22 protein-coding genes and 2 pseudogenes are annotated in these 18,554 nt (G+C 67.7%); 10 read left to right on the plus strand and 14 right to left on the minus strand.

Annotation, left to right across the window (positions count from 1 at the left end):
* Positions 1 to 9: 9 nt before the first annotated feature.
* A complete protein-coding gene (locus tag T428_RS0104215; RefSeq protein ID WP_025735495.1) occupies positions 10 to 981 on the minus strand; it encodes a proteasome assembly chaperone family protein in 972 nt (323 codons plus the stop codon).
* Positions 982 to 1,190: 209 nt separating this feature from the next.
* Here T428_RS0104215 and T428_RS0104220 point away from each other — a divergent pair, with 209 nt between their 5' ends.
* A complete protein-coding gene (locus T428_RS0104220) occupies positions 1,191 to 2,012 on the plus strand; it encodes a trypsin-like serine peptidase (protein WP_025735496.1) in 822 nt (273 codons plus the stop codon).
* A gap of 4 nt (positions 2,013 to 2,016) precedes the next feature.
* On the opposite strand, the gene sthA is transcribed toward T428_RS0104220, so the two are convergent.
* Positions 2,017 to 3,423, minus strand: a complete 1,407-nt coding sequence (gene sthA, locus T428_RS0104225; RefSeq protein ID WP_156942854.1) for a Si-specific NAD(P)(+) transhydrogenase — start codon at positions 3,421 to 3,423, stop codon at positions 2,017 to 2,019.
* A gap of 114 nt (positions 3,424 to 3,537) precedes the next feature.
* On the opposite strand from sthA, the gene T428_RS0104230 reads away from it, so the two are divergent.
* On the plus strand, positions 3,538 to 4,596 hold the full coding sequence (locus T428_RS0104230) for a DUF4192 domain-containing protein (RefSeq protein ID WP_025735498.1): 1,059 nt from the start codon (positions 3,538 to 3,540) through the stop codon (positions 4,594 to 4,596).
* A gap of 6 nt (positions 4,597 to 4,602) precedes the next feature.
* On the opposite strand, the gene T428_RS0104235 is transcribed toward T428_RS0104230, so the two are convergent.
* The 3 genes from T428_RS0104235 to T428_RS0104245 all read right to left on the minus strand — a co-directional run bounded on the left by T428_RS0104235 (position 4,603) and on the right by T428_RS0104245 (position 6,988).
* Positions 4,603 to 5,292 carry an iron-dependent transcriptional repressor DtxR gene (locus T428_RS0104235; RefSeq protein WP_025735499.1) on the minus strand — a complete coding sequence of 230 codons (690 nt, stop codon included), beginning with the start codon at positions 5,290 to 5,292 and terminating at the stop codon, positions 4,603 to 4,605.
* 131 nt (positions 5,293 to 5,423) lie between these two features.
* A complete protein-coding gene (sigB, locus tag T428_RS0104240; RefSeq protein ID WP_025735500.1) occupies positions 5,424 to 6,386 on the minus strand; it encodes a sigma-70 family RNA polymerase sigma factor SigB in 963 nt (320 codons plus the stop codon).
* A 149-nt stretch (positions 6,387 to 6,535) separates the two neighbouring features.
* Positions 6,536 to 6,988, minus strand: a complete 453-nt coding sequence (locus tag T428_RS0104245; RefSeq protein ID WP_025735501.1) for a DUF3099 domain-containing protein — start codon at positions 6,986 to 6,988, stop codon at positions 6,536 to 6,538.
* Between the two features lie 45 nt (positions 6,989 to 7,033).
* Between T428_RS0104245 and T428_RS0104250 the strand changes: the two genes are divergently transcribed.
* Positions 7,034 to 7,273: a DUF3039 domain-containing protein gene (locus T428_RS0104250; protein ID WP_025735502.1), complete on the plus strand. Its 240-nt coding sequence runs from the start codon at positions 7,034 to 7,036 to the stop codon at positions 7,271 to 7,273.
* A 5-nt stretch (positions 7,274 to 7,278) separates the two neighbouring features.
* Here T428_RS0104250 and T428_RS25500 read toward each other — a convergent pair.
* Positions 7,279 to 8,282 (minus strand): annotated as a pseudogene (locus T428_RS25500) (YihY/virulence factor BrkB family protein).
* A gap of 66 nt (positions 8,283 to 8,348) precedes the next feature.
* Entirely contained in the window at positions 8,349 to 8,537 is a 189-nt protein-coding gene (locus tag T428_RS0104260; RefSeq protein WP_025735503.1) for a DUF7455 domain-containing protein, read from the minus strand.
* 136 nt (positions 8,538 to 8,673) lie between these two features.
* Here T428_RS0104260 and T428_RS0104265 point away from each other — a divergent pair, with 136 nt between their 5' ends.
* The gene (locus T428_RS0104265; protein ID WP_025735504.1) at positions 8,674 to 9,042 is read left to right on the plus strand and encodes a DUF952 domain-containing protein; all 369 of its coding nucleotides are present in this window, start codon (positions 8,674 to 8,676) and stop codon (positions 9,040 to 9,042) included.
* Here the strand turns inward: T428_RS0104265 and T428_RS25505 are convergent.
* From T428_RS25505 to ppgK, 3 genes and pseudogenes are all read right to left on the minus strand, one after another.
* Positions 9,027 to 9,404 (minus strand): annotated as a pseudogene (locus T428_RS25505) (RidA family protein). The gene T428_RS0104265 and the pseudogene T428_RS25505 sit on opposite strands and share 16 nt — an antisense overlap.
* A 119-nt stretch (positions 9,405 to 9,523) precedes the next feature.
* Positions 9,524 to 11,041, minus strand: a complete 1,518-nt coding sequence (locus T428_RS0104275; RefSeq protein ID WP_025735505.1) for an RNA polymerase sigma factor — start codon at positions 11,039 to 11,041, stop codon at positions 9,524 to 9,526.
* A gap of 180 nt (positions 11,042 to 11,221) precedes the next feature.
* Positions 11,222 to 12,031: a polyphosphate--glucose phosphotransferase gene (gene ppgK / locus T428_RS0104280; RefSeq protein WP_025735506.1), complete on the minus strand. Its 810-nt coding sequence runs from the start codon at positions 12,029 to 12,031 to the stop codon at positions 11,222 to 11,224.
* Positions 12,032 to 12,155: 124 nt separating this feature from the next.
* Between ppgK and T428_RS0104285 the strand changes: the two genes are divergently transcribed.
* Positions 12,156 to 13,028, plus strand: a complete 873-nt coding sequence (locus T428_RS0104285) for an inositol monophosphatase family protein (protein ID WP_025735507.1) — start codon at positions 12,156 to 12,158, stop codon at positions 13,026 to 13,028.
* A gap of 1 nt (position 13,029) precedes the next feature.
* Here T428_RS0104285 and cei read toward each other — a convergent pair whose 3' ends face one another.
* Positions 13,030 to 13,683, minus strand: coding sequence for an envelope integrity protein Cei (gene cei / locus T428_RS0104290; RefSeq protein WP_025735508.1), 654 nt, complete (start codon positions 13,681 to 13,683; stop codon positions 13,030 to 13,032).
* A 182-nt stretch (positions 13,684 to 13,865) separates the two neighbouring features.
* On the opposite strand from cei, the gene T428_RS0104295 reads away from it, so the two are divergent.
* Entirely contained in the window at positions 13,866 to 14,168 is a 303-nt protein-coding gene (locus T428_RS0104295; RefSeq protein WP_025735509.1) for a DUF4193 domain-containing protein, read from the plus strand.
* A gap of 4 nt (positions 14,169 to 14,172) precedes the next feature.
* Here T428_RS0104295 and T428_RS0104300 read toward each other — a convergent pair whose 3' ends face one another.
* Complete coding sequence (locus T428_RS0104300) at positions 14,173 to 14,652, minus strand: DUF3093 domain-containing protein (RefSeq protein ID WP_025735510.1); 480 nt, start codon at positions 14,650 to 14,652, stop codon at positions 14,173 to 14,175.
* Between the two features lie 25 nt (positions 14,653 to 14,677).
* Between T428_RS0104300 and dut the strand changes: the two genes are divergently transcribed.
* Together dut and T428_RS0104310 are read left to right on the plus strand one after the other, a co-directional pair.
* The gene (gene dut / locus T428_RS0104305) at positions 14,678 to 15,142 is read left to right on the plus strand and encodes a dUTP diphosphatase (protein WP_025735511.1); all 465 of its coding nucleotides are present in this window, start codon (positions 14,678 to 14,680) and stop codon (positions 15,140 to 15,142) included.
* Positions 15,142 to 15,885 (plus strand): DUF3710 domain-containing protein, encoded by a 744-nt coding sequence (locus T428_RS0104310; RefSeq protein ID WP_051465106.1) that lies wholly within the window; start codon positions 15,142 to 15,144, stop codon positions 15,883 to 15,885. Before dut ends, T428_RS0104310 begins: the two co-directional genes overlap by 1 nt.
* Before the next feature lie 111 nt (positions 15,886 to 15,996).
* On the opposite strand, the gene T428_RS0104315 is transcribed toward T428_RS0104310, so the two are convergent.
* Positions 15,997 to 16,695, minus strand: a complete 699-nt coding sequence (locus T428_RS0104315) for a hypothetical protein (RefSeq protein WP_025735513.1) — start codon at positions 16,693 to 16,695, stop codon at positions 15,997 to 15,999.
* Between the two features lie 134 nt (positions 16,696 to 16,829).
* Here T428_RS0104315 and T428_RS0104320 point away from each other — a divergent pair, with 134 nt between their 5' ends.
* The gene (locus T428_RS0104320; RefSeq protein WP_025735514.1) at positions 16,830 to 17,198 is read left to right on the plus strand and encodes an OB-fold nucleic acid binding domain-containing protein; all 369 of its coding nucleotides are present in this window, start codon (positions 16,830 to 16,832) and stop codon (positions 17,196 to 17,198) included.
* On the plus strand, positions 17,195 to 17,863 hold the full coding sequence (locus T428_RS0104325) for a DUF3159 domain-containing protein (RefSeq protein ID WP_025735515.1): 669 nt from the start codon (positions 17,195 to 17,197) through the stop codon (positions 17,861 to 17,863). The genes T428_RS0104320 and T428_RS0104325 overlap by 4 nt, the downstream gene beginning before the upstream one ends.
* Here T428_RS0104325 and T428_RS0104330 read toward each other — a convergent pair.
* Entirely contained in the window at positions 17,860 to 18,537 is a 678-nt protein-coding gene (locus T428_RS0104330; protein ID WP_025735516.1) for a potassium channel family protein, read from the minus strand. The two genes, T428_RS0104325 and T428_RS0104330, sit on opposite strands and share 4 nt — an antisense overlap.
* Positions 18,538 to 18,554: the final 17 nt, after the last annotated feature.

The raw sequence follows: 18,554 nt of genomic DNA on the forward strand, positions 1-18,554 counted from the left end.
TCCGGACAGTTAAGCCGGGTCGTCGTCGCGCTTCTTCTCCGCCTGCTGGGCAAGAAATCGCTCGAACTCGGCACCGAGCTCGTCGCCGCTAGGCAGGTCCTCGTCGCGTGTTAGTAACGACCTGTTCTCCTGAGCGTCGATGAAGGCATCGTACTGGCGCTCTAGTGCGGCCACCACTTGAGCGACCTCGGCGCTGGCGTCGACCTGTTCGTCGATCTTGGCGCGGATCTCGGCCGCCGCCTCGCTCAGCACCGACAGCGGTAGGTCCAGCGAGCCCGTCTTGGCGACCTGCTCGAGCAGCGCCTGGGCGGCGGCGGGGTAGTCCGTCTGGGTCAGGTAGTGCGGGACGTGGACGGTGAAACCGACCACCTCGTGCCCGTGCTGAGCCATCCGGTATTCCAGCAGGTTGGACGCGCTACCGGGAACCTGGATCTCCGAGATCCAGGGTTGGAAATCGGCGATCAGCTCGCGGTTGTTGGAGTGCGCGGTCAGCGTGATGGGCCGGGTGTGCGGAACCGCCATCGGGACGGTGCCCAGGCCGATGGTTTGCCGCACCCCCAGCCGCTCGGCCAGCAGGCGCACCGCGGTGATGAAGCGCTCCCACTTCAGATCCGGTTCCATCCCGGCCAGCAATAAAAACGGGGTGCCGACGCTGTCGCGCAGCGCGTACAGGCTCAGCTCCGGGTCGTCGTAGTTGGTGAAGTGGTCGGTCTTGAAGGTCATCAACGGCCGCCGCGAGCGGTAGTCCAGCAGCTCGTCGATGGCGAACGACGCGACCAGCTCGGTGTCCAGGGCGGCCTTGAGGTGAGCCGCGGCCAGCCGTATCGCGTGGCCGGCGTCCGAGAAGCCCTCCAAGGCGTGCACCAGCACCGGGCCGCGGCCGTCCGATGTGACCAACTGGGGCGCCGGGAACTCCAGCTCGTACATGCCGGGTTGCCCTGGCTGGTAGTAGAGATCGTCGTCGCGATGCTCGTCAGACATCGGGTGTTGCCTCCTCTCGGGAATCCTCCAGGGTGCCCTAACCAGTGTCTCCCGAATTCATCGGCACCTGTACATGACACGGCATGACGCGCGAACGTAATCCGGGTGGAACATTTTTCGGCGGTACCGCAGCTGCGGGCAAATCTACCGCCGCGGTGTGCGGCGTCGAATCCCGCTTCCAGCCCGCAGGTCGGGCATGATGGGAATCGATGCGCGTCCGGCTGCTGCTGCTCTGCCCACTGGTCGGCCTGGCGACGTTACTGGCGTCGTGCGGGCGCCCGGTGCTGCACGTATCGCTGCCCACCAGCACCGAGGCGCCGAAGACGAGCATGTCCGTCCAGCGCCTCAGCCAGCCCGAGCCGGGCGCGGTCGCGGGCCCGGTGGACCCGGACCGGCGGGTGGGAGCGATCTTCTTGGACGGCAGCACCCAGCACGTGTGCACCGGCTCGGTGCTGCATTCGGCGGCCGGCAACCTGGTGCTGACGGCCGCGCACTGCTTGGCCGGAGCCGCCCGGATCACGTTCGTGCCCGGCTTGTCCGGCAACGCCGCGCCACCCGATCTGTGGAACGCCGACAACGTCTACCTTGATCCCCGGTGGCTGGCCAGCAAGGATCCACACGCCGACTACGCCATCGCGCGGGTCAACAGCGACCAGGGCGGATCGGTGGAGTCGCGCGCCGGTCTGGCGCTGACCCTGGGCACCGCCCCGCCGCCGAGCAGTCACGTCACGGTCGTGGGCTATCCGTCCGGCGTGGGCGGCTCGCCGATCGGCTGCCAGGGCAGCACCGCGGTCACCGACGGTGGATTTCCCTCACTGGTGTGCCAAGGGCTGGTCGGCGGCACCAGCGGCGCGCCGTGGGTCAGCGGAACCACCGTCGTCGGGCTGATCGGCGGACTCGAGCGCGGCGGCTGCGCCGAGAACGTGTCCTACTCCGCGCCGTTCGACGACCACATCGCCGCGCTGCTGGCCCGCGCCGAAGCCGGCGGACCGGGTGATCCGATACCGGTCGACCTGGACGACACCTGCTAGCCGGTCAGCGGCGGAACTGGTTCAGCGCGCGCACCTTGTTCATCACGTCGAGGGCGGCCACCTTGTACGCCTCGGAGAACGTCGGGTAGTTGAACACCGCGTCGACCAGGTACTCGACGGTTCCGCCGCACCCCATCACGGCCTGCCCGATGTGCACCATCTCGGTCGCGCTGGTGCCGAAGATGTGCACCCCGAGCAGCTTGAGGTCCTCGGTGGATACCAGCAGCTTGAGCATGCCGTACGAGTCGCCGGCGATCTGGCCGCGGGCCAGCTCGCGGTAGCGGGCCATGCCCACCTCGTAGGGGATCGCGTTCTTGGTCAACTCCACCTCGGTGGCGCCGACGTAGGAGACCTCGGGAATGGAGTAGATGCCGATCGGCTGCAGCTCGGTGATGCCGTCGGTGGGCTCACCGAACGCGTGGTAGGCGGCCAGCCGGCCCTGTTCCATCGAGGTGGCGGCCAGCGCGGGGAAGCCGATCACATCGCCGACGGCGTAGATGTGCGGCACCTTGGTCTGGAAGAAGTCGTCGACGTATATCCGGCCGCGATTGTCGGCCTCCAACTCGGCGTTGTGCAGATCGAGGTGATCGGTCTGCCCTTGGCGCCCAGCGGAATACATCACCGTCTCGGCGGGGATTTGCTTGCCGCTGGCCAGGGTGGTGACGGTGCCGGCCGAGCCGACGTCGACCGCGGTCACTTCCTCACCGAACCGGAACGTCACCGCCAGGTCGCGCAGGTGGAACTTCAGCGCCTCGACGACCTCGGGATCGCAGAAGTCCAGCATGTCGCCGCGCTTTTCGACGACGGTGACCTTGGTGCCCAGCGCGGCGAACATCGACGCGTACTCGATGCCGATCACACCGGCGCCGACGACCACCATCGAGGTGGGCAGCGCCTTGAGGTCGAGGATCCCGTCGGAGTCGAGCACGCGGTCCTCGTCGAACTCGACCCCGGACGGTCGGGCCGGCCTGGTGCCGGTGGCGATCACGACGTATTTGCCACTGATGGTTAGCTTTTCGCGCCGGGACGGGGCTTCGATCTCGATGGTGTGCGGGTCGATGAATCGTCCGTGCCCGATCAACAAGTCGATCCGGTTGCGCATCAACTGATTGCGCACCACGTCGACTTCCTTGCCGATCACGTGCTGCGTGCGGGCCAACAGGTCGGCCGGGGTGATCTTCTCCTTGACGCGGTAGCTCGTGCCGTAGAGTTCGCGCTGGCTCATCCCGGTGAGGTAGAGCACCGCTTCGCGCAACGTCTTTGACGGAATCGTGCCGGTCTGGACGCACACGCCGCCCAGCATTTGGCCGCGTTCGATCACCGCGACCGATTTACCGAGCTTGGCCGAGGCGATAGCGGCCTTCTGGCCGCCGGGCCCCGAGCCGATCACGACCATGTCGTATTCCTGCATCGATCCCATGGGATAGACGATAAAGCCCACAGTCGAGACTTTCTCCACAGACGGATGGCGCAATTGCGTTGCGCGAGCGCGTTCTGACGGTGGCGGCGATCAGCGTTGGGCCTCATGACACCGCATGCACCCGATTTCGAACTGAACCGCCCCGGCACACTGATCGCCGCGCTACCGGCCGTTCTCGGCTTCGTCCCGGAGAATTCATTGGTTTTGGTGTCGTTGGAACGTGGCGAACTGGGAGCCGTGCTGCGGGTCGACCTCGGCCAGGAGCTGGCCGGCCGGCTCGGGCATCTGGTCGAGGTGGCCGCGGCGGCGGCGCCCGAGGCCGCGATCGCGGTGATTGTCGACGAGGAGGGCGCCGAATGCTCAATGTGCAATGAGGAGTACCGGCAGCTGTGCGCGATGCTCGCAGAGGTGTTGTCGGAGCACAACATTGAGCTGTGGGCGGCCCATGTGGTGGATCGGGTGGCCCGCGGCGGGCGCTGGCATTGCGTGGATGGCTGCGGCGCGAGCGGCGCAGTCGACGATCCGTCCGCGTCGCCGCTGGCCGCCGCGGCGGTGCTGGAAGGCCGGCGGCTGTATGCGCGTCGCGCCGATCTGCAGGCCGTGATCGCCGTCGAGGATCCGGCCCGCAGCGCCGCACTGGCCGGTTTGGTCGGCGAGCAGGCGGAAACCCACGCGGCGGCGCATCGCGCGGATCCCGCGTGCTGTAGGCGGCGCGACCTGGAAAGCGCGATGGCCGCGGCCGCCCGGGTGGGCGCCGGGCAGACGCTGTCGGACGCCGAGCTGGCCGCGCTGGGCTGCGCGCTGGACGACGGCCAGGTGCGCGACACGCTGTACGCGCTGGCGGTCGGCGTGAAGGCGGGGGAAGCCGAGGCGTTGTGGGCGGCGCTGGCGCGCGCCCTGCCCACGCCGTGGCGGGTCGAAGCGCTGGTGTTGCTGGCGTTCAGCGCGTATGTGCGCGGCGACGGCCCGCTGGCGGGGGTGTCCCTGGAGGCCACGCTGCGCTGCGACCCGGACCACCGGATGGCGGGCATGCTGGACACGGCGCTGCAGTCGGGCCTGCGACCCGAACAGATCCGCGAACTCGCGAGGACCGGCTACCGGCTGGCCAAGCGGCTCGGGGTGCGGCTACCGCCGCGGCGCGCGTTCGGCCGCCGTGCTGGATAGGGGGAGTCAGACCTTCTCGACCTTGACGGCGTGCGCCATCTCGTGCGGCAGGGTGAAGTTTTCGTGCCCGGGGATCAGGATGGTGACCCCGCTGGGACCGGTCTCGACGGTGACCCGCGCGTTCGGCACCACGCCGGCGTCTTTGAGCTGCGCGATCAGGTCGATGTCGCCCTGCACATGCTCGGTGAGCTGGCGGACGACGACCGCGACCGGCGATCCCGCCGGCAGCTCGGTCAGCCGGACCAGGTTGATGCCGTCGGTGCCGGAGTCCGGGCCCACGCCCAGGTTCAGCAATCCGGGAATCGGGTTGCCGAACGGGGAGGTGGTGGGGTTGTTGAGCACCTTGACCAGCCGGCGTTCGACGTCCTCGCTCATCACGTGCTCCCACCGGCAGGCCTCGGCGTGCACTTCTTCCCACGGTAAACCGATGACGTCGACGAGCAGTCGTTCGGCGAGGCGGTGCTTGCGCATCACGGAAATGGCCAGCGCGCGGCCCTTGTCGGTGAGTTCCAGGTGCCGGTCACCGGCCACGTGGAGGAGACCGTCGCGCTCCATCCGGGAGACGGTCTGGCTGACGGTCGGCCCGCTCTGGTCGAGTCGTTCGGCGATCCTGGCGCGCAGCGGCGTCACGCCCTCTTCCTCGAGGTCGTAGATGGTCCGCAGGTACATCTCGGTGGTATCAACCAGGTCGTTCATTCAGCACCCTCCATTGACGCCGAGTCTACTTGGCCAGCTGCCGAAATAGGTCTAACGCTTCGGTAGGCAAGCAAGTATGCCTGCCGCGGATGTGCGGCGGGCATACTGTCGGTGCTATCTGGCCGGGCGCCTCAGCTGGCGTAGGAGCGCAGCCGGTCGGCACGCTCTCCGTTGCGCAGCTTGGCCATCACGTCCCGCTCGATCTGCCGGACCCGCTCCCGGGACAGGCCGAACAGCTTGCCGATCTGGTCCAGCGTCCGCGGCTGGCCGTCGTCGAGGCCGAACCGCAGCCGGATCACCTGGTGCTCGCGCTCGTCCAGGGTGGCCAGCACGCTGCGGATGTCGGTGTGCAGCAGCTCGGCGATCACCGCGTTCTCCGCGGACATCGCTTCGGCGTCCTCGATGAAATCGCCCAGCGGTGCTTCCTCTTCGGAACCGACCGGCATGTCCAGGCTTACCGGGTCGCGGCTGTGCTCGAGCAGATCGTTGATCTTCTCGACCGGGATTCCGGACTCGGCGGCCAACTCCTCGTCGGTGGCTTCCCGGCCGAGGTTCTGGTGCATCTCGCGCTTGATCCGCGCCAGCTTGTTGACCTGCTCGACGAGGTGAACGGGCAGCCGGATGGTGCGGCTCTGGTCGGCCATGCCGCGGGTGATGGCCTGACGGATCCACCACGTCGCGTACGTCGAGAACTTGAATCCCTTTGTGTAGTCGAACTTTTCCATCGCGCGGATCAGTCCGAGGTTGCCCTCCTGAATCAGGTCGAGCAGCGGCATTCCCCGACCGGTGTAGCGCTTGGCCAACGAGACCACCAGGCGCAGGTTCGCCTCCAACAGGTGCCGACGCGCCGCTTGACCGTCACGTACGACGGTGGCGAGATCGCGTTTGCGGTTCTCGCCCAGGAGTTTCCGCGTCGCGAGCAGATGCTCGGCATACAGTCCGGCCTCGATACGCTTCGCCAGTTCGACTTCGTCCGCGGCGGTCAGCAGCGCCGTCTTCCCGATGCCGTTCAGATATACGCGCACGAGGTCCGCTGCAGGGCTTTGAGCATCAAGATCGCTGGTGTCGATCCTGCCTGTGATGGCATTCGCCATGGCGGCCTCCCGATTGGCTTGTAGCTGTCATGGTGTTAAACGACATATCAGCCCTGAGAGTTCCCCCGCCGATGCCATCTCACACGCTTTGACGTGCACAAATGTGCCGCATACCTGAGAATGTCCTGAGAAGAGTGCTCCGCCGCCGGTCAACCGGAACCGGCGTCGTACCCGTGACCGGCGTCGTAAGCCTGGTGCTCGCGGCCGGGCGAACCCGGTTGCGGTGGCGCGGATCGCGGCGCCTCCAGGGCGGGTCGTTCGGCTGTCGGGAACAACGGAGTGCGCCGCCGCGCGTCGTCGAACCGACGGGGTTCGTCCTTGCGGCGGGGCGGGCGGTCGTTGGCGATCAGCACGGCCATCCACGGCAGCGGCACCGACGCGCCCACGATCAGCAGTGAGATCAGCCCGTTGTGCCAGGCGTCGTAGGCCAGCGCGGCCAGGATCAGCGCCGGAATCCGGAAGGCCATCAGCGTCAGGTACTTACGGACCCGCGCGCGATGCTGTTCCTCGTAGGACGGTTCGGCGGCGGTGATGAGCACCGGCCGGCCCTTGTCATCGAACCCTAATTCCGGGCCGCGCTTCATTCCTCCACTGTCCCACATCCGGCCGATTCCGGTCGGGGCGCCTTGGCAGGCACAATGTGAGGTATGCAGATCCAGACGATCGAACGCACCGACACCGACGAACGCGTCGACGACGGGACCGGCAGCGACACCCCCAAGTACTTTCATTACGTCAAGAAGGACAAGATCGCCGAGAGCGCGGTCATGGGGAACCACGTGGTCGCGCTGTGCGGTGAGGTTTTTCCCGTCACGCGCGCGGCCAAGCCGGGCTCACCTGTCTGCCCGGATTGCAAGAGGATCTACGACCAGCTCAAGAAGGGCTGATCAGGTCAGGTCGGCGGCCTCGCCGGCTCGACATCGCGTTCCCGCCTCGCGGGATTCGTCGTCACCGGATTCGACAGGGCCTCCGCCGTCGCTTCAGGGTGGGCGACCGCGCCATCAACCACTTGCGCAGCCGGTGGGCGTGCGTGCGAGGCGCGGGGAACTCCTCCTGGATCGCGGCATTGAGCTCGGCGCCGAGCATGATCGCGAAGCCGCCGAAGAAGGCGAACAACAGGAACGCGATCGGCGTGGACAGCGCGCCGTAGGTGTAACCGGTGCTGGTGATCCACCGCAAGTAGACGCGCAGGCCCAGCGTCGCGATCACGAACACGGCGGTCGCCAGGATGGCGCCCAAGACGAGCCGATGCGTCGGCAGCGGCTCCGGCAGCGACACCCGGTACAAGATTACGACGCCGGTCATCAACCCGAGGACCAGCGCGGGGTAGTAGCCGTAGCGCAGCACGTTGGCCAGCGCGTAAGGGATGTGCTCGGACACCGTGCGCGGGCCCACCACCAGCACCGGCGCGGCCACGACCGCGCACACCAGTCCGACCACGTAGAGGAACAGCGCGAACAGCCGCTGGCGCACCGGGTGGCGCAGTGGTGTCTGGTCGTGCGCCTCGACCACCGAATCGACGAACGCCGAGATCGCCGACGACCCCGCCCACAGCGACAGCAGGAAACCGAGCGAGACCACCTCGCCGCGAGCATGGGCGGTGATGTCCCGCACCGTGGGCTCGATGATCTCGTTGACGACGCTGGACGAGAACAGGCTGTGCGCCGCCGAGATCGCGCTCTTCTCGATGCTGTGCAGCGCGTCCGGCCCGAACAGCGGGGCCACATACGCCAAGCTGCCCAGCATTCCCAGCAGCAGCGGCGGGGTGGAAAGGGCCGACCAGAAGCCCGCCTGGGCGGACTCGGTGAAGATGGAGTCGTCCCAGCTTTTCCCGAGAGTCCGCAACGTGATTCGCCAAAGATGATGGCGCGACGGCTTTACGGTCTGATCACTCATACCGGTCCAGCATTACCGAAGAATTCGCCCACGCCGCACATTCTGGGTGGGCGAGTTTCGCTGGACCTAGCTTCCGCTGACCTCCAGCACGGCGGCGAGCTCGATCAGCTTGGCCTCGTGCTCGTTGGCGTGGTGCTGGCAGAAGAGAAGCTCGGCTCCGGAAGGCAGCTTGGCACGTACCCGAGCTGCGGCACCGCAGCGGTCGCAGCGGTCGGCTCTAGTCAGCTCGGCACTTGTCGTCAAAGTTGCATTCACTGGCTTCTCCGTTCTCTTGTATTCACTGTCTCAGACGTTTGGCGTTTTTGCGTTGTTCCCCGATCGTTATCGGGTGTGTCGTTTCTCACGAGCGGTAAACGTTTGGTTTCGTCGGGCTTTCTAGAGTGGTCAACCAATGACATTCCCTTCTGAGCTGCTCGTACACCTGTGCGCGGCCGACGAATGGTCGGACGCCCAGCGCCGCAGCGAAATCCCGGTGCCGCCCGCCGGGGACTTCATCCACCTGTCGGCGCCCCAGCAGGTACATCTGCCGGCCAATCGGCTGTTCAGCGGCCGCCAGGACCTGGTGCTGCTGCACATCGACCCGGCGTTGCTGGACTCGCCGGTGCGGTGGGAGCCCGGTGTGCCAACGGATCCGGAGGCGATGCTGTTCCCGCACCTGTACGGGCCGCTGCCGGTCACCGCTGTGAAACGGGTCACCGTCTACTCGCCCAGTCCCGGGGGCACCTTCGCCCCGCTGGCCGGTCCTCAGGGCTCGACGTAGGCGTCGGCTTCGATCGCCACCAGCAACTCCGGTGCGATCAGCGCCGTGACCTCGACCATGGTCGCCGTCGGCCGTATCTGCCCGAAGACCCGGGCGTGCACCTCCGCGACCTCACGCCACCGCGAAATGTCGGTCACGTAGATGCGGGGTGCGGATCACGTCGTTCAGCGTGGCCCCGGCCTGCTGCAGCGCAATCTCGATGCGGCGCAAGGCATCTCGGGCCTGCGCGGCGATGTCGTCGGCGGGCCCGGCGCCGGTGGTGCCGGGCCCGCCACGTAGGGGCCTACCCGCACCGCGCGCGAGTAGCCGACCGTGGATTCGAAGTCGGATCCTGACGAGACGAGTCTGCGGTTACCGGACATGGGTCACACTACGGCGGCGCCGACGGCCGGCGCATTTTCCTTGTGCCCAACCGAATTTCCGGCGCACCGCTGTGCGCAACAGCGATTTTGACTGTGCAGCAACAAGTTTGACGCGTGTGCTAGTCGAGGTAGTCGCGCAGCACCTGAGAACGGCTGGGGTGGCGCAGTTTTGACATGGTCTTGGATTCGATCTGGCGGATCCGCTCGCGGGTCACACCGTAGACCTGGCCGATCTCGTCGAGGGTACGGGGCTGGCCGTCGGTGAGACCGAAGCGCAGCCGTACGACGCCGGCTTCCCGTTCCGAGAGCGTCTCGAGCACCGACTGCAACTGGTCTTGCAGCAATGTGAACGACACCGCGTCGACGGCCACGACGGCCTCGCTGTCCTCGATGAAGTCGCCGAGTTGGCTGTCCCCCTCGTCGCCGATGGTCTGGTCCAGCGAGATGGGCTCACGCGCGTACTGCTGGATCTCCAGCACCTTCTCCGGCGTGATGTCCATTTCCTTGGCCAGCTCCTCGGGCGTGGGCTCGCGGCCCAGGTCCTGCAGCAGCTCGCGCTGAATGCGGCCCAGCTTGTTGATCACCTCGACCATGTGCACCGGGATGCGGATGGTGCGGGCCTGGTCGGCCATCGCGCGGGTGATGGCCTGGCGGATCCACCACGTCGCGTAGGTCGAGAACTTGTAACCCTTGGTGTAGTCGAACTTTTCGACCGCGCGGATCAGACCCAGGTTTCCCTCCTGGATCAGGTCGAGGAAGGCCATTCCGCGACCGGTGTAGCGCTTGGCCAGCGACACAACCAGTCGCAGGTTGGCTTCCAGCAGATGGTTTTTGGCGCGGTCGCCGTCGCGGCAGATCCACATCATGTCGCGACGCTGAGCGGCGGGCAATTTGTCGCCGCGCTCGACCAGTTCGGCCATCAGCTGGGTGGCATACAGGCCGGCCTCGATCCGCTTCGCGAGCTCGACCTCCTCCTCGGCGTTGAGCAGTGCCACCTTGCCGATCTGCTTGAGGTACGCGCGAACCGAGTCCGCGGACGCGGTGAGTTCGGCGTCCTTGCGGGCCTGCCGCAGCGCCTCAGATTCGTCTTCGTCCCAGACGAAATCGCCGGACGCCTTGTCCTTTTCGGACGGCTCGGCGATCTCCTCCTCGTCCTCGGCCGCCGCCTTCTTGGCGGCCGGCTTGGTCACGTCCGCGCCGTCCTCGGCCTCGTCGTCCCCGACGTCGGCCTCGTCGTCCGCGTCAACCTCGACGACGACCTCGTCCTCGAGGTCGTCGTCGAGGTTGAGGTCGCCCTCGATGTCGAGGTCTTCGCCTTCCAGATCGGGCTCTGCGTCGAGCTCCTCGGCCGCGTCGTCGATGCCCTCGTGGTTCTCGTCGTCGGCGAGATCCTTGGGTGCGGCCTTAATGCCGCGGCCCGCCGGCGCCTTCGCGGCGGCCTTGGCCGGAGTGCGGGGCTTCTTCTCGGCGGTCGTGTCTTCGCCGGCGGGCTTGGCGGCCCGGGGTGCGGCCTTGGTGGCGCGTTTGGCCGGCGCGGTGCCGTGGGCGGCCTTGGCCGCGGGCCGCTTGGCGGGAGTCTTCGTGGCGGTGCGCTTCACCGGCTCATCTGTTGCCGGACTGGTCTTGCTCGCTGCCACTTACACCCCTTCGGTTGGACTCACTTTCGGTGGGTTTGGGCATGGTTAACCGAAAGTGCCTGCTATGTCGAATGTCGGTGTTGGTATGAGCGTGGAGGCTCGCACGCTTTCTGTCGGGCGGTCGCCGTGGACCATTGTAACGACAGTGCGCGCTCGTACCGCCGCCCTAGCGGGGAAATTTCAGTGCGTCACGTCCACGGTCGAGGCCATCGCGGCGCCGACGATCCCGGCGGTGTTCAGCAATGCCGCGGCCACCACCGGGGTGCGGTTTTCGAGCAGCGGCACCCATTGATCGGCCTTTCGGCTGATCCCACCGCCGGCGATGATCAGGTCGGGCCAGATCGCGTTCTCGATCGCGATCAGCACCCTGGTCACCTCTTTGGTCCAGCGCGGGTAGCTCCATTTGTTTTTGTCTTTCACCGACGAGGCCGCGCGTTTCTCGGCCTCTTTGCCGCCGACTTCGAGATGGCCGAATTCGGTGTTGGGTATCAGCGTCCCGTTGTGGATCAGGGCGGAGCCGATGCCGGTTCCGAAGGTGAGCAGCACGACCAGCCCCTCGTGCCCTTTGCCCGCCCCGTAGCGCTCCTCGGCGAGCCCGGCCGCGTCGGCGTCGTTGAGCACCGTGACGTCTTGGCCGTCCAGCTTGGCGCTGATCACGTCGCGCGCGTTGGTCCCGATCCAGGCGCGATCCACGTTGGCCGCGGTCTGCACGATGCCGTTGGTGACGACACCGGGGTAGGTCACGCCGAGCGGCCCGGCCCAGCCGAATTCGTCGACGACCTTGGCGATGGTTTTGGCCACGGCCGACGGGGTGGCCGGTTGCGGAGTCAGCAGTTTGACCCGTTCGCCGATCAGCTGGCCGGTGTCCAGATCGACGATTCCGCCCTTGATTCCGCTGCCGCCGACGTCGATGCCGAATCCGCGACGCTGCGGCGTGCCGGAGGCTGCCTCGGTGCCGGGTGCATTGGTGGCCGAGTCGGTGCTGGTCATCGACGTCTCCTTGGCGAGATCGGGCTGTGTCACACCTTAGCTGGCGACGACCTGGTTGCGGCCGGGCGATCGGAGGAGTGTCGCCGCTCTGCGCGGCGGCAGCCGACTGTGTTGCGATGGACCCGTGACGAGATCCGAGCCCGCGCAGTTGCGCGCCGTAGCCGAACTGCTCGCCGCCGAAGCCGCCGAGTTCGTCAGGTCGCGGCGCGCCGAGGTGTTCGGTGCGCGCGCGGCCGGGACCGACAGTGCCGCGGTGCGGTCCAAGAGCACGCCGACCGATCCGGTGACGGTGGTCGACACCGAGACCGAACGCCTGCTGCGCGATCGGTTGGCCAAATTACGGCCCGGTGACCCGATTCTCGGGGAAGAGGGCGGCGGCCCGGCCGAACCGGACGCGGCGTCTCAGGACGCGGTTACCTGGGTGCTCGATCCGATCGACGGCACGGTGAATTTCGTCTACGACATCCCGGCATATGCGGTGTCGGTCGGCGCGCAAGTCGGCGGCGTGTCGGTGGCCGGCGCGATCGCCGACGTCGTCGGGGGCCGGGTCTACTCCGCGGCGCAAGGCCTGGGCGCGCATGTCGTGGACGCGCAAGGGACGCAGCCGTTGCGGTGCACCGACGTCGGCGATCTCTCAATGGCCTTGCTGGGCACCGGCTTTGGATATTCGATCGGGCGGCGCACCACCCAGGCCGCGCTGCTGGCGCGGCTGCTGCCGTTGGTGCGCGACGTGCGTCGCGTCGGCTCCGCCGCACTGGACCTGTGCATGGTCGCGGCGGGGCGGTTGGACGCCTACTACGAGCACGGGCTGCAGGTGTGGGATCGCGCGGCGGGCGGGCTGATCGCAGCTGAGGCCGGGGCACGGGTGTTGCTGCCCACGCCGCTCGGCCCGCCTGGCACAGAGGCCGGACTGGTGGTGGCGGCCGCGCCCGGGATCGCCGACGAACTGTTGACGGCCCTCGAGCGATTCGGCGCCCTTGCCCCGATCGCGGACTGAATCAGCAGCTGCTGGCGTGAATCTTCGCCAATAGCGAGGGATCTGACGATCCGGTGGCACCGGGGCGCAGGCTGGCCAGCACCGTGTCGATGTCGTCGTTGTGCGCCAGCGCGGTGAATTCCGTGCCGATCGCCAGGTCGACGGAGTCGTCGGCGCGGTTGTCGTTGAACAGCTCGCTGCACGGGGCGACCAGCCACACCGCGGCGGCGGCGGACCCGCCGGCCGTGCCGAAGCGGATCTGGCTTTGGCAGTTCAGCCGGGTGCCGGCGTAGAGCGGGTCGTTGGCCGCGGTCGGCTGCGCGAAGCCCAGATCCTTCATCGCGCCGGCGACGTCGGCGGCCTGGCCGCCGCGGCCGCTGGCGTTGAGCACCCGCACCTTGGTGTCGCTGAGTTTGGCCGGCGGCACGTCGGCCATGGCACTGCGTGACATTTGCTCGCCGAGCTGGGCCGGCGCCGATCCGTTCGCCGGTTGCGGGGGCGGGTTGCACACCTGCGCCTCGCGAACTCTCGGGGGCCGCGTCAGCACCACCGTCCACACCACGCCGGTGACCACGACCAGCAAAACCAGCACGATGATCGCGGGTCGGGGATTGCGACGCCGAAACGGCCGACCATGCTTGTCGAAGGCGGTACCCTCGGTGATTTGTGCGACCACAGCTGCACTGTAGCCGCACACCAAATCCACTGTTTAAAGGCCGATATGAGGGTCAACCCGGGGGTGTGAGGTAAATCACAATCGAATCGCCCGGGTTCCGGGCACGAATCGTTTGGTGGATGCGTTCGACGCTGGTACAAAGCGTTGCTTGAGGTAACGCAGGCATGTGAGGGGATTGGACGATGCCTACCGACTATGACGCTCCACGGCGTACCGAAACCGACGATGTTTCGGAGGACTCGCTGGAGGAGCTCAAGGCTCGACGGAACGAGGCGGCGTCGGGTGTTGTCGACGTAGACGAATCCGAGTCAGCCGAGAACTTCGAACTGCCTGGGGCCGACCTGTCCGGCGAGGAGCTGTTGGTTCGGGTCATTCCGAAACAAGCCGACGAGTTCACCTGCTCGAGTTGCTTTTTGGTGCAACACCGCAGTCGACTGGCCAGCGAGAAGAACGGCGTGATGATCTGCACCGACTGCGCGGCCTGATCGGTCAGCTGCGTAATGCCGACAGCACCCGGTCGGGGTGACGGCAGCTCACCATCCAGTACGGCGTCGGGTCGTCTGGGTCGTCGAGGACCAGCAAAATCATCGGCCCTACCCACGCGCGATGCAGGACGTATGTGGCGGGGTCGAGTTGGCGCCCCAGCGCCGCGGACTTCGCGGTGGGCGCTATCTCCGCGGATCGGGCGATCACGGTGACCGGCAGGTGGGCTTCCCCGGCCCACAGCTGCACCTCGCCGTCGTCGGCGGCGGTGACCCAGATTTCGATGCGGCCCAGCCACAGCAGGGCGCCGACGGCCACGATGAACAACACCACGAACGGCAGCCAGTCGGGGAGCGCCTTGACACCCATGTTGACTTCGACGGCGATCAGGGTGGCCAGCGCGAACGCCGGTGGCCACCACCACCAGGGGACCCACAGCCGCTCGCGATATCGCACGCTGTGCGGCGCGACGCGCGTACTCGACACCCGGTCAAGGGTAGCCTGTGGCCCCGTGTCGACCAGTCTGGCCATCGTCCGTCTCGACCCCAGGCTTCCGCTGCCCAGCCGTGCCCACGCCGGCGACGCGGGGGTCGACCTGTTCAGCGCCCAAGACGTCACCCTGGCGCCGGGGCACCGCGCCCTGGTCTCCACCGGCGTGGCGGTCGCCATCCCGTTCGGGATGGTCGGTTTGGTGCATCCTCGCTCGGGATTGGCTGCGCGGGTTGGACTTTCGATCGTCAACAGCCCGGGTACGATCGACGCGGGCTATCGCGGCGAGATCAAGGTCGCGCTGATCAACCTCGACCCGGCCGAGCCGATCGTGGTGCGCCGCGGTGATCGGATCGCCCAGTTGCTGGTGCAGCGGGTCGAGTTGGTCGAGTTGGTCGAGGTCGCGTCGTTCGACGAGGCCGGGCTGGCCGAAACATCCCGTGGCGACGGTGGTCACGGGTCCTCCGGCGGACATGCGAGTTTGTGATGGCACTTGGTAGATCAGGCAAAGACGACAGCGACGAGTCGGCGGCCGGTGGCGCGGCCGACCCGATCGACGACGAGTTCGACGAGGAGCTGGAGGGCCCGTTCGACATCGACGACTTCGACGACCCGTCGGTCGCGGAGCTGGCCCGGCTCGACCTGGGCTCGGTGCTGATCCCGATGTCCGAGGCCGGCCAGCTGCAGGTGGAGCTGACCGAGACCGGTGTGCCGAGCGCGGTGTGGGTCGTCACGCCCAACGGGCGATTCACCATCGCCGCCTATGCCGCACCCAAGACGGGTGGCCTGTGGCGCGAGGTGGCCAGCGAGCTCGCCGACTCGCTGCGCAAGGACTCGGCACAAGTCAGCATCAAGGACGGCCCGTGGGGCCGCGAGGTGGTCGGTACCGCCTCGGGAGTGGTGCGGTTCATCGGTATCGACGGCTACCGCTGGATGATTCGCTGCGTCGTCAACGGCCCGCACGAAACCATCGAGGCCCTGGAGGGCGAGGCGCGAGCGGCGTTGGCGGACACGGTGGTTCGCCGCGGCGACACCCCGCTGCCGGTGCGCACACCGCTGCCGGTGAACCTGCCCGAGCCGATGGCCGAGCAGCTGCGTCAGGCCGCTATGCAACAGGCGCAGCAGGCCGCCGAACACGGCGATGCCCAGCAGCCGTCCAACGAGCCGGCCGCCCGGCGCAGCGCGGACGGCTCGGCCATGCAACAGCTGCGCACCACCACCGGCGGGTAGCCCGCACCCGCGGGCTCGCGTGTGAATCCGTGGCCGTGACCGTGTATTGCGGGCGGCCCCAAAACACAGGCAAAGCCATGAGCGCACACCGAAAGTCGTGACCGCGGACCGTTACACGTCGGCCAGTGCCGCCAGACACGCCGCCCCGAGTGTGGCGGCATCCGCGCCGATCTGATCGAGCGTCACCGTCCGCAGCGCCGCGCGCGGCGCCGCGGCCACCCAATCGACACCGGCCTGCAGCGGATGAATCGGATCGTCGACCGCCGACGCCACGCCGAGCGGCGCGGCCAGGGGGTTGAGTTCGTCACAGCTGGGCGCGACATAGGCCGCCGCTTCGTCCATCGCGTCTGGCAGCAACGGCCACTGGGCAAGCCAGGACCGGGCCAGCTCGTCGCCCAACCAGGACGGGCTGGAGGCACGCATCTGTGCGGTCGCCGCGGCCAGGCCGTCGGCGCGTAGCGTCGACGCCGAATACCGCGCCGCGAGTGCGGCCGGCGCCGATCCCGGCGGCCCCGCCCAGGCGGGCAGCGCGGCCAGCACGGCGACCGTTTGGCTTGGATGCACGAGTGCCCAGGCGACCGCCACCGCTGCTCCGATCGAGATTCCGCCGACGGCGATGGGCCCGTCGCGCGCGGCGTCGTCCAACGCGGAAAGGTAGCCGCCGACCAGACGATCGGGTCGCGGCGCGGGGGCGATCAGCCGTGCGCCGACGCCGCGCAACGGCCCGGAAAACGCCCGATCGACGTACACGTCGTCGGAGCCGGTTCCGGGCAACAGCACCGCCGTGACACCCCGCAGATCGACAGCCACGCCCCGATACTGCCCGGCGCGACACGCGTTCGGAAATCAGTTTGATTCGGTTGGCGCCGGGGAACCAACAGGTCTACGATGTTCGTTGGCATAGATGAAGCACCGCAGCTTTTCTCCAATTGTCAGGAGTGGCCATGGGTGCCCAGGGTTATTTGCGCCGTCTCACCCGTCGGTTGACGGAGGATCCGGAGCAACGCGATTCCGAGGAATTGTCCGACGAGGTCGCCAGCACTGGTGCACAGCGTGCGATCGATTGCGAACGTGGCCAAGAGGTGACGATGGTGGGCACGCTGCGCAGCGTGGAATGTAACGGCAAGGGCTGCGCGGGCGGCGTGAAGGCCGAGCTGTTCGACGGCAGCGACACCGTGACCCTGGTCTGGTTGGGCCAGCGCCGCATCCCCGGGATCGACTCGGGACGCACTTTGCGGGTGAGCGGCCGGATAGGCAAGCTGGAGAACGGCACCAAGGCCATCTACAACCCGCACTACGAAATTCAGCGTTGACACTGCCTCGTAACACTTCCGACCGCATCCACCCGGAACGCCTGCTGAGCCAGCTGGGCGGGGTTAGCGGTCTGATCTACTCGTCGCTGCCCGTCGTCACCTTCGTCGCGGCGTCCAGCCTGTTGGGGCTGGTGCCCGCGATCGGGGTCGCGCTCGGCGTGGCCGCAGTCGTCTTGGTGTGGCGGCTGATTCGCCGCGACTCGACGCAGCCGGCGTTCTCCGGGTTCGTCGGGGTCGCCGTCTGCGCGTTGATCGCCTACCTCGTCGGAGCGTCCAAGGGCTATTTCCTGCTCGGCATTTGGGTCTCGCTGTTGTGGGCCGTGGTCTTCGCCGTGTCCGTGCTGATCCGGCGACCGCTGGTCGGCTACGCGTGGAGCTGGGCCACCGGGCGTGACCGCCACTGGCGCAACGTGTCTCGGGCCGTCTACGCGTTCGACGTCGCCACGCTGGGCTGGGTACTGGTGTTCGGTGCGCGGTTCGTCGTGCAGCGCCTGCTCTACGACGCCGACCAGACCGGCTGGCTGGCCGCCGCGCGCATCGGGATGGGCTGGCCACTGACCGCGCTGGCGGCGCTCGCGACCTACGTGGCGATCCGGGCCGCGCAGCGCGCGATCGACGGCGCCGAGGAAACGTTCGGGCCGGCCGCGGTGGTCGACGCCGACTAGCTCGCGGGCGGCGCGACCGCCGGCAGCACCAGCTTGCGCAGCTCCTCTTCGACCTCGGTGACCGCGACAAAGAGCAACTCGTCGCCGCCTTCCAGCGGCTCGTCGGCCTCCGGCACGATCACCCGCGGGCCCCGCAGAATGGTGACCAGTGCGGCATCCCGGGGCAGCTCCAGCCGGCGTACCGGCTTACCGCCCCACGGGGTGTCGTCGGGCAGGGTGATCTCGACCAGGTTGGCCTGGCCCCGCCGAAACTCCATCAGCCGCACCAAATCGCCCACGGCGACCGCTTCTTCGATCAGCGACGCCAGCATGCGCGGGGTGGACACCGCCACGTCGACCCCCCAAGCGTCGGTGAACAGCCATTCGTTGCGGGGGTCGTTGACGCGGGCCACCACCCGGGGCACCGCGAACTCGGTCTTGGCCAGCAGGGACAGCACCACGTTGGCCTTGTCGTCACCGGTCGCGGCGACCACCACGTCGAAGTTCTCGAGGTGCACCGATTCGAGCAGGCTCAGCTCGCACGCGTCGCCGAGTCGCCAGTGCGCGGCTGGGATCGCGTCGACGTCGACGTGGTCCGGGTTGCGTTCGATCAGGGTCACGTCGTGGTTGTTCTCGAGAAGCTCGCGGGTGACCGAGCGGCCGACCGCGCCGGCTCCGGCGACAGCTACCTTCATCTGCGCTGCTCCTTGGT

Origin of the sequence: Mycobacterium genavense ATCC 51234, from assembly GCF_000526915.1 — a bacterium.
Classification (GTDB): Bacteria; Actinomycetota; Actinomycetes; order Mycobacteriales; family Mycobacteriaceae; genus Mycobacterium; species Mycobacterium genavense.

Coding starts and splice junctions, on each gene's coding strand:
- T428_RS0104250 (WP_025735502.1), top strand. CDS start 7,034: ATGCAGATCCAGACGATCGAACGCACCGACACCGACGAACGCGTCGAC.
- sigB (WP_025735500.1), bottom strand. CDS start 6,386: ATGGCGAATGCCATCACAGGCAGGATCGACACCAGCGATCTTGATGCT.
- T428_RS0104245 (WP_025735501.1), bottom strand. CDS start 6,988: ATGTGGGACAGTGGAGGAATGAAGCGCGGCCCGGAATTAGGGTTCGAT.
- T428_RS0104235 (WP_025735499.1), bottom strand. CDS start 5,292: ATGAACGACCTGGTTGATACCACCGAGATGTACCTGCGGACCATCTAC.
- T428_RS0104310 (WP_051465106.1), top strand. CDS start 15,142: ATGGCACTTGGTAGATCAGGCAAAGACGACAGCGACGAGTCGGCGGCC.
- sthA (WP_156942854.1), bottom strand. CDS start 3,423: ATGCAGGAATACGACATGGTCGTGATCGGCTCGGGGCCCGGCGGCCAG.
- T428_RS0104330 (WP_025735516.1), bottom strand. CDS start 18,537: ATGAAGGTAGCTGTCGCCGGAGCCGGCGCGGTCGGCCGCTCGGTCACC.
- T428_RS0104320 (WP_025735514.1), top strand. CDS start 16,830: ATGGGTGCCCAGGGTTATTTGCGCCGTCTCACCCGTCGGTTGACGGAG.
- T428_RS0104265 (WP_025735504.1), top strand. CDS start 8,674: ATGACATTCCCTTCTGAGCTGCTCGTACACCTGTGCGCGGCCGACGAA.
- T428_RS0104295 (WP_025735509.1), top strand. CDS start 13,866: ATGCCTACCGACTATGACGCTCCACGGCGTACCGAAACCGACGATGTT.
- T428_RS0104215 (WP_025735495.1), bottom strand. CDS start 981: ATGTCTGACGAGCATCGCGACGACGATCTCTACTACCAGCCAGGGCAA.
- T428_RS0104230 (WP_025735498.1), top strand. CDS start 3,538: ATGACACCGCATGCACCCGATTTCGAACTGAACCGCCCCGGCACACTG.
- T428_RS0104220 (WP_025735496.1), top strand. CDS start 1,191: ATGCGCGTCCGGCTGCTGCTGCTCTGCCCACTGGTCGGCCTGGCGACG.
- ppgK (WP_025735506.1), bottom strand. CDS start 12,031: ATGACCAGCACCGACTCGGCCACCAATGCACCCGGCACCGAGGCAGCC.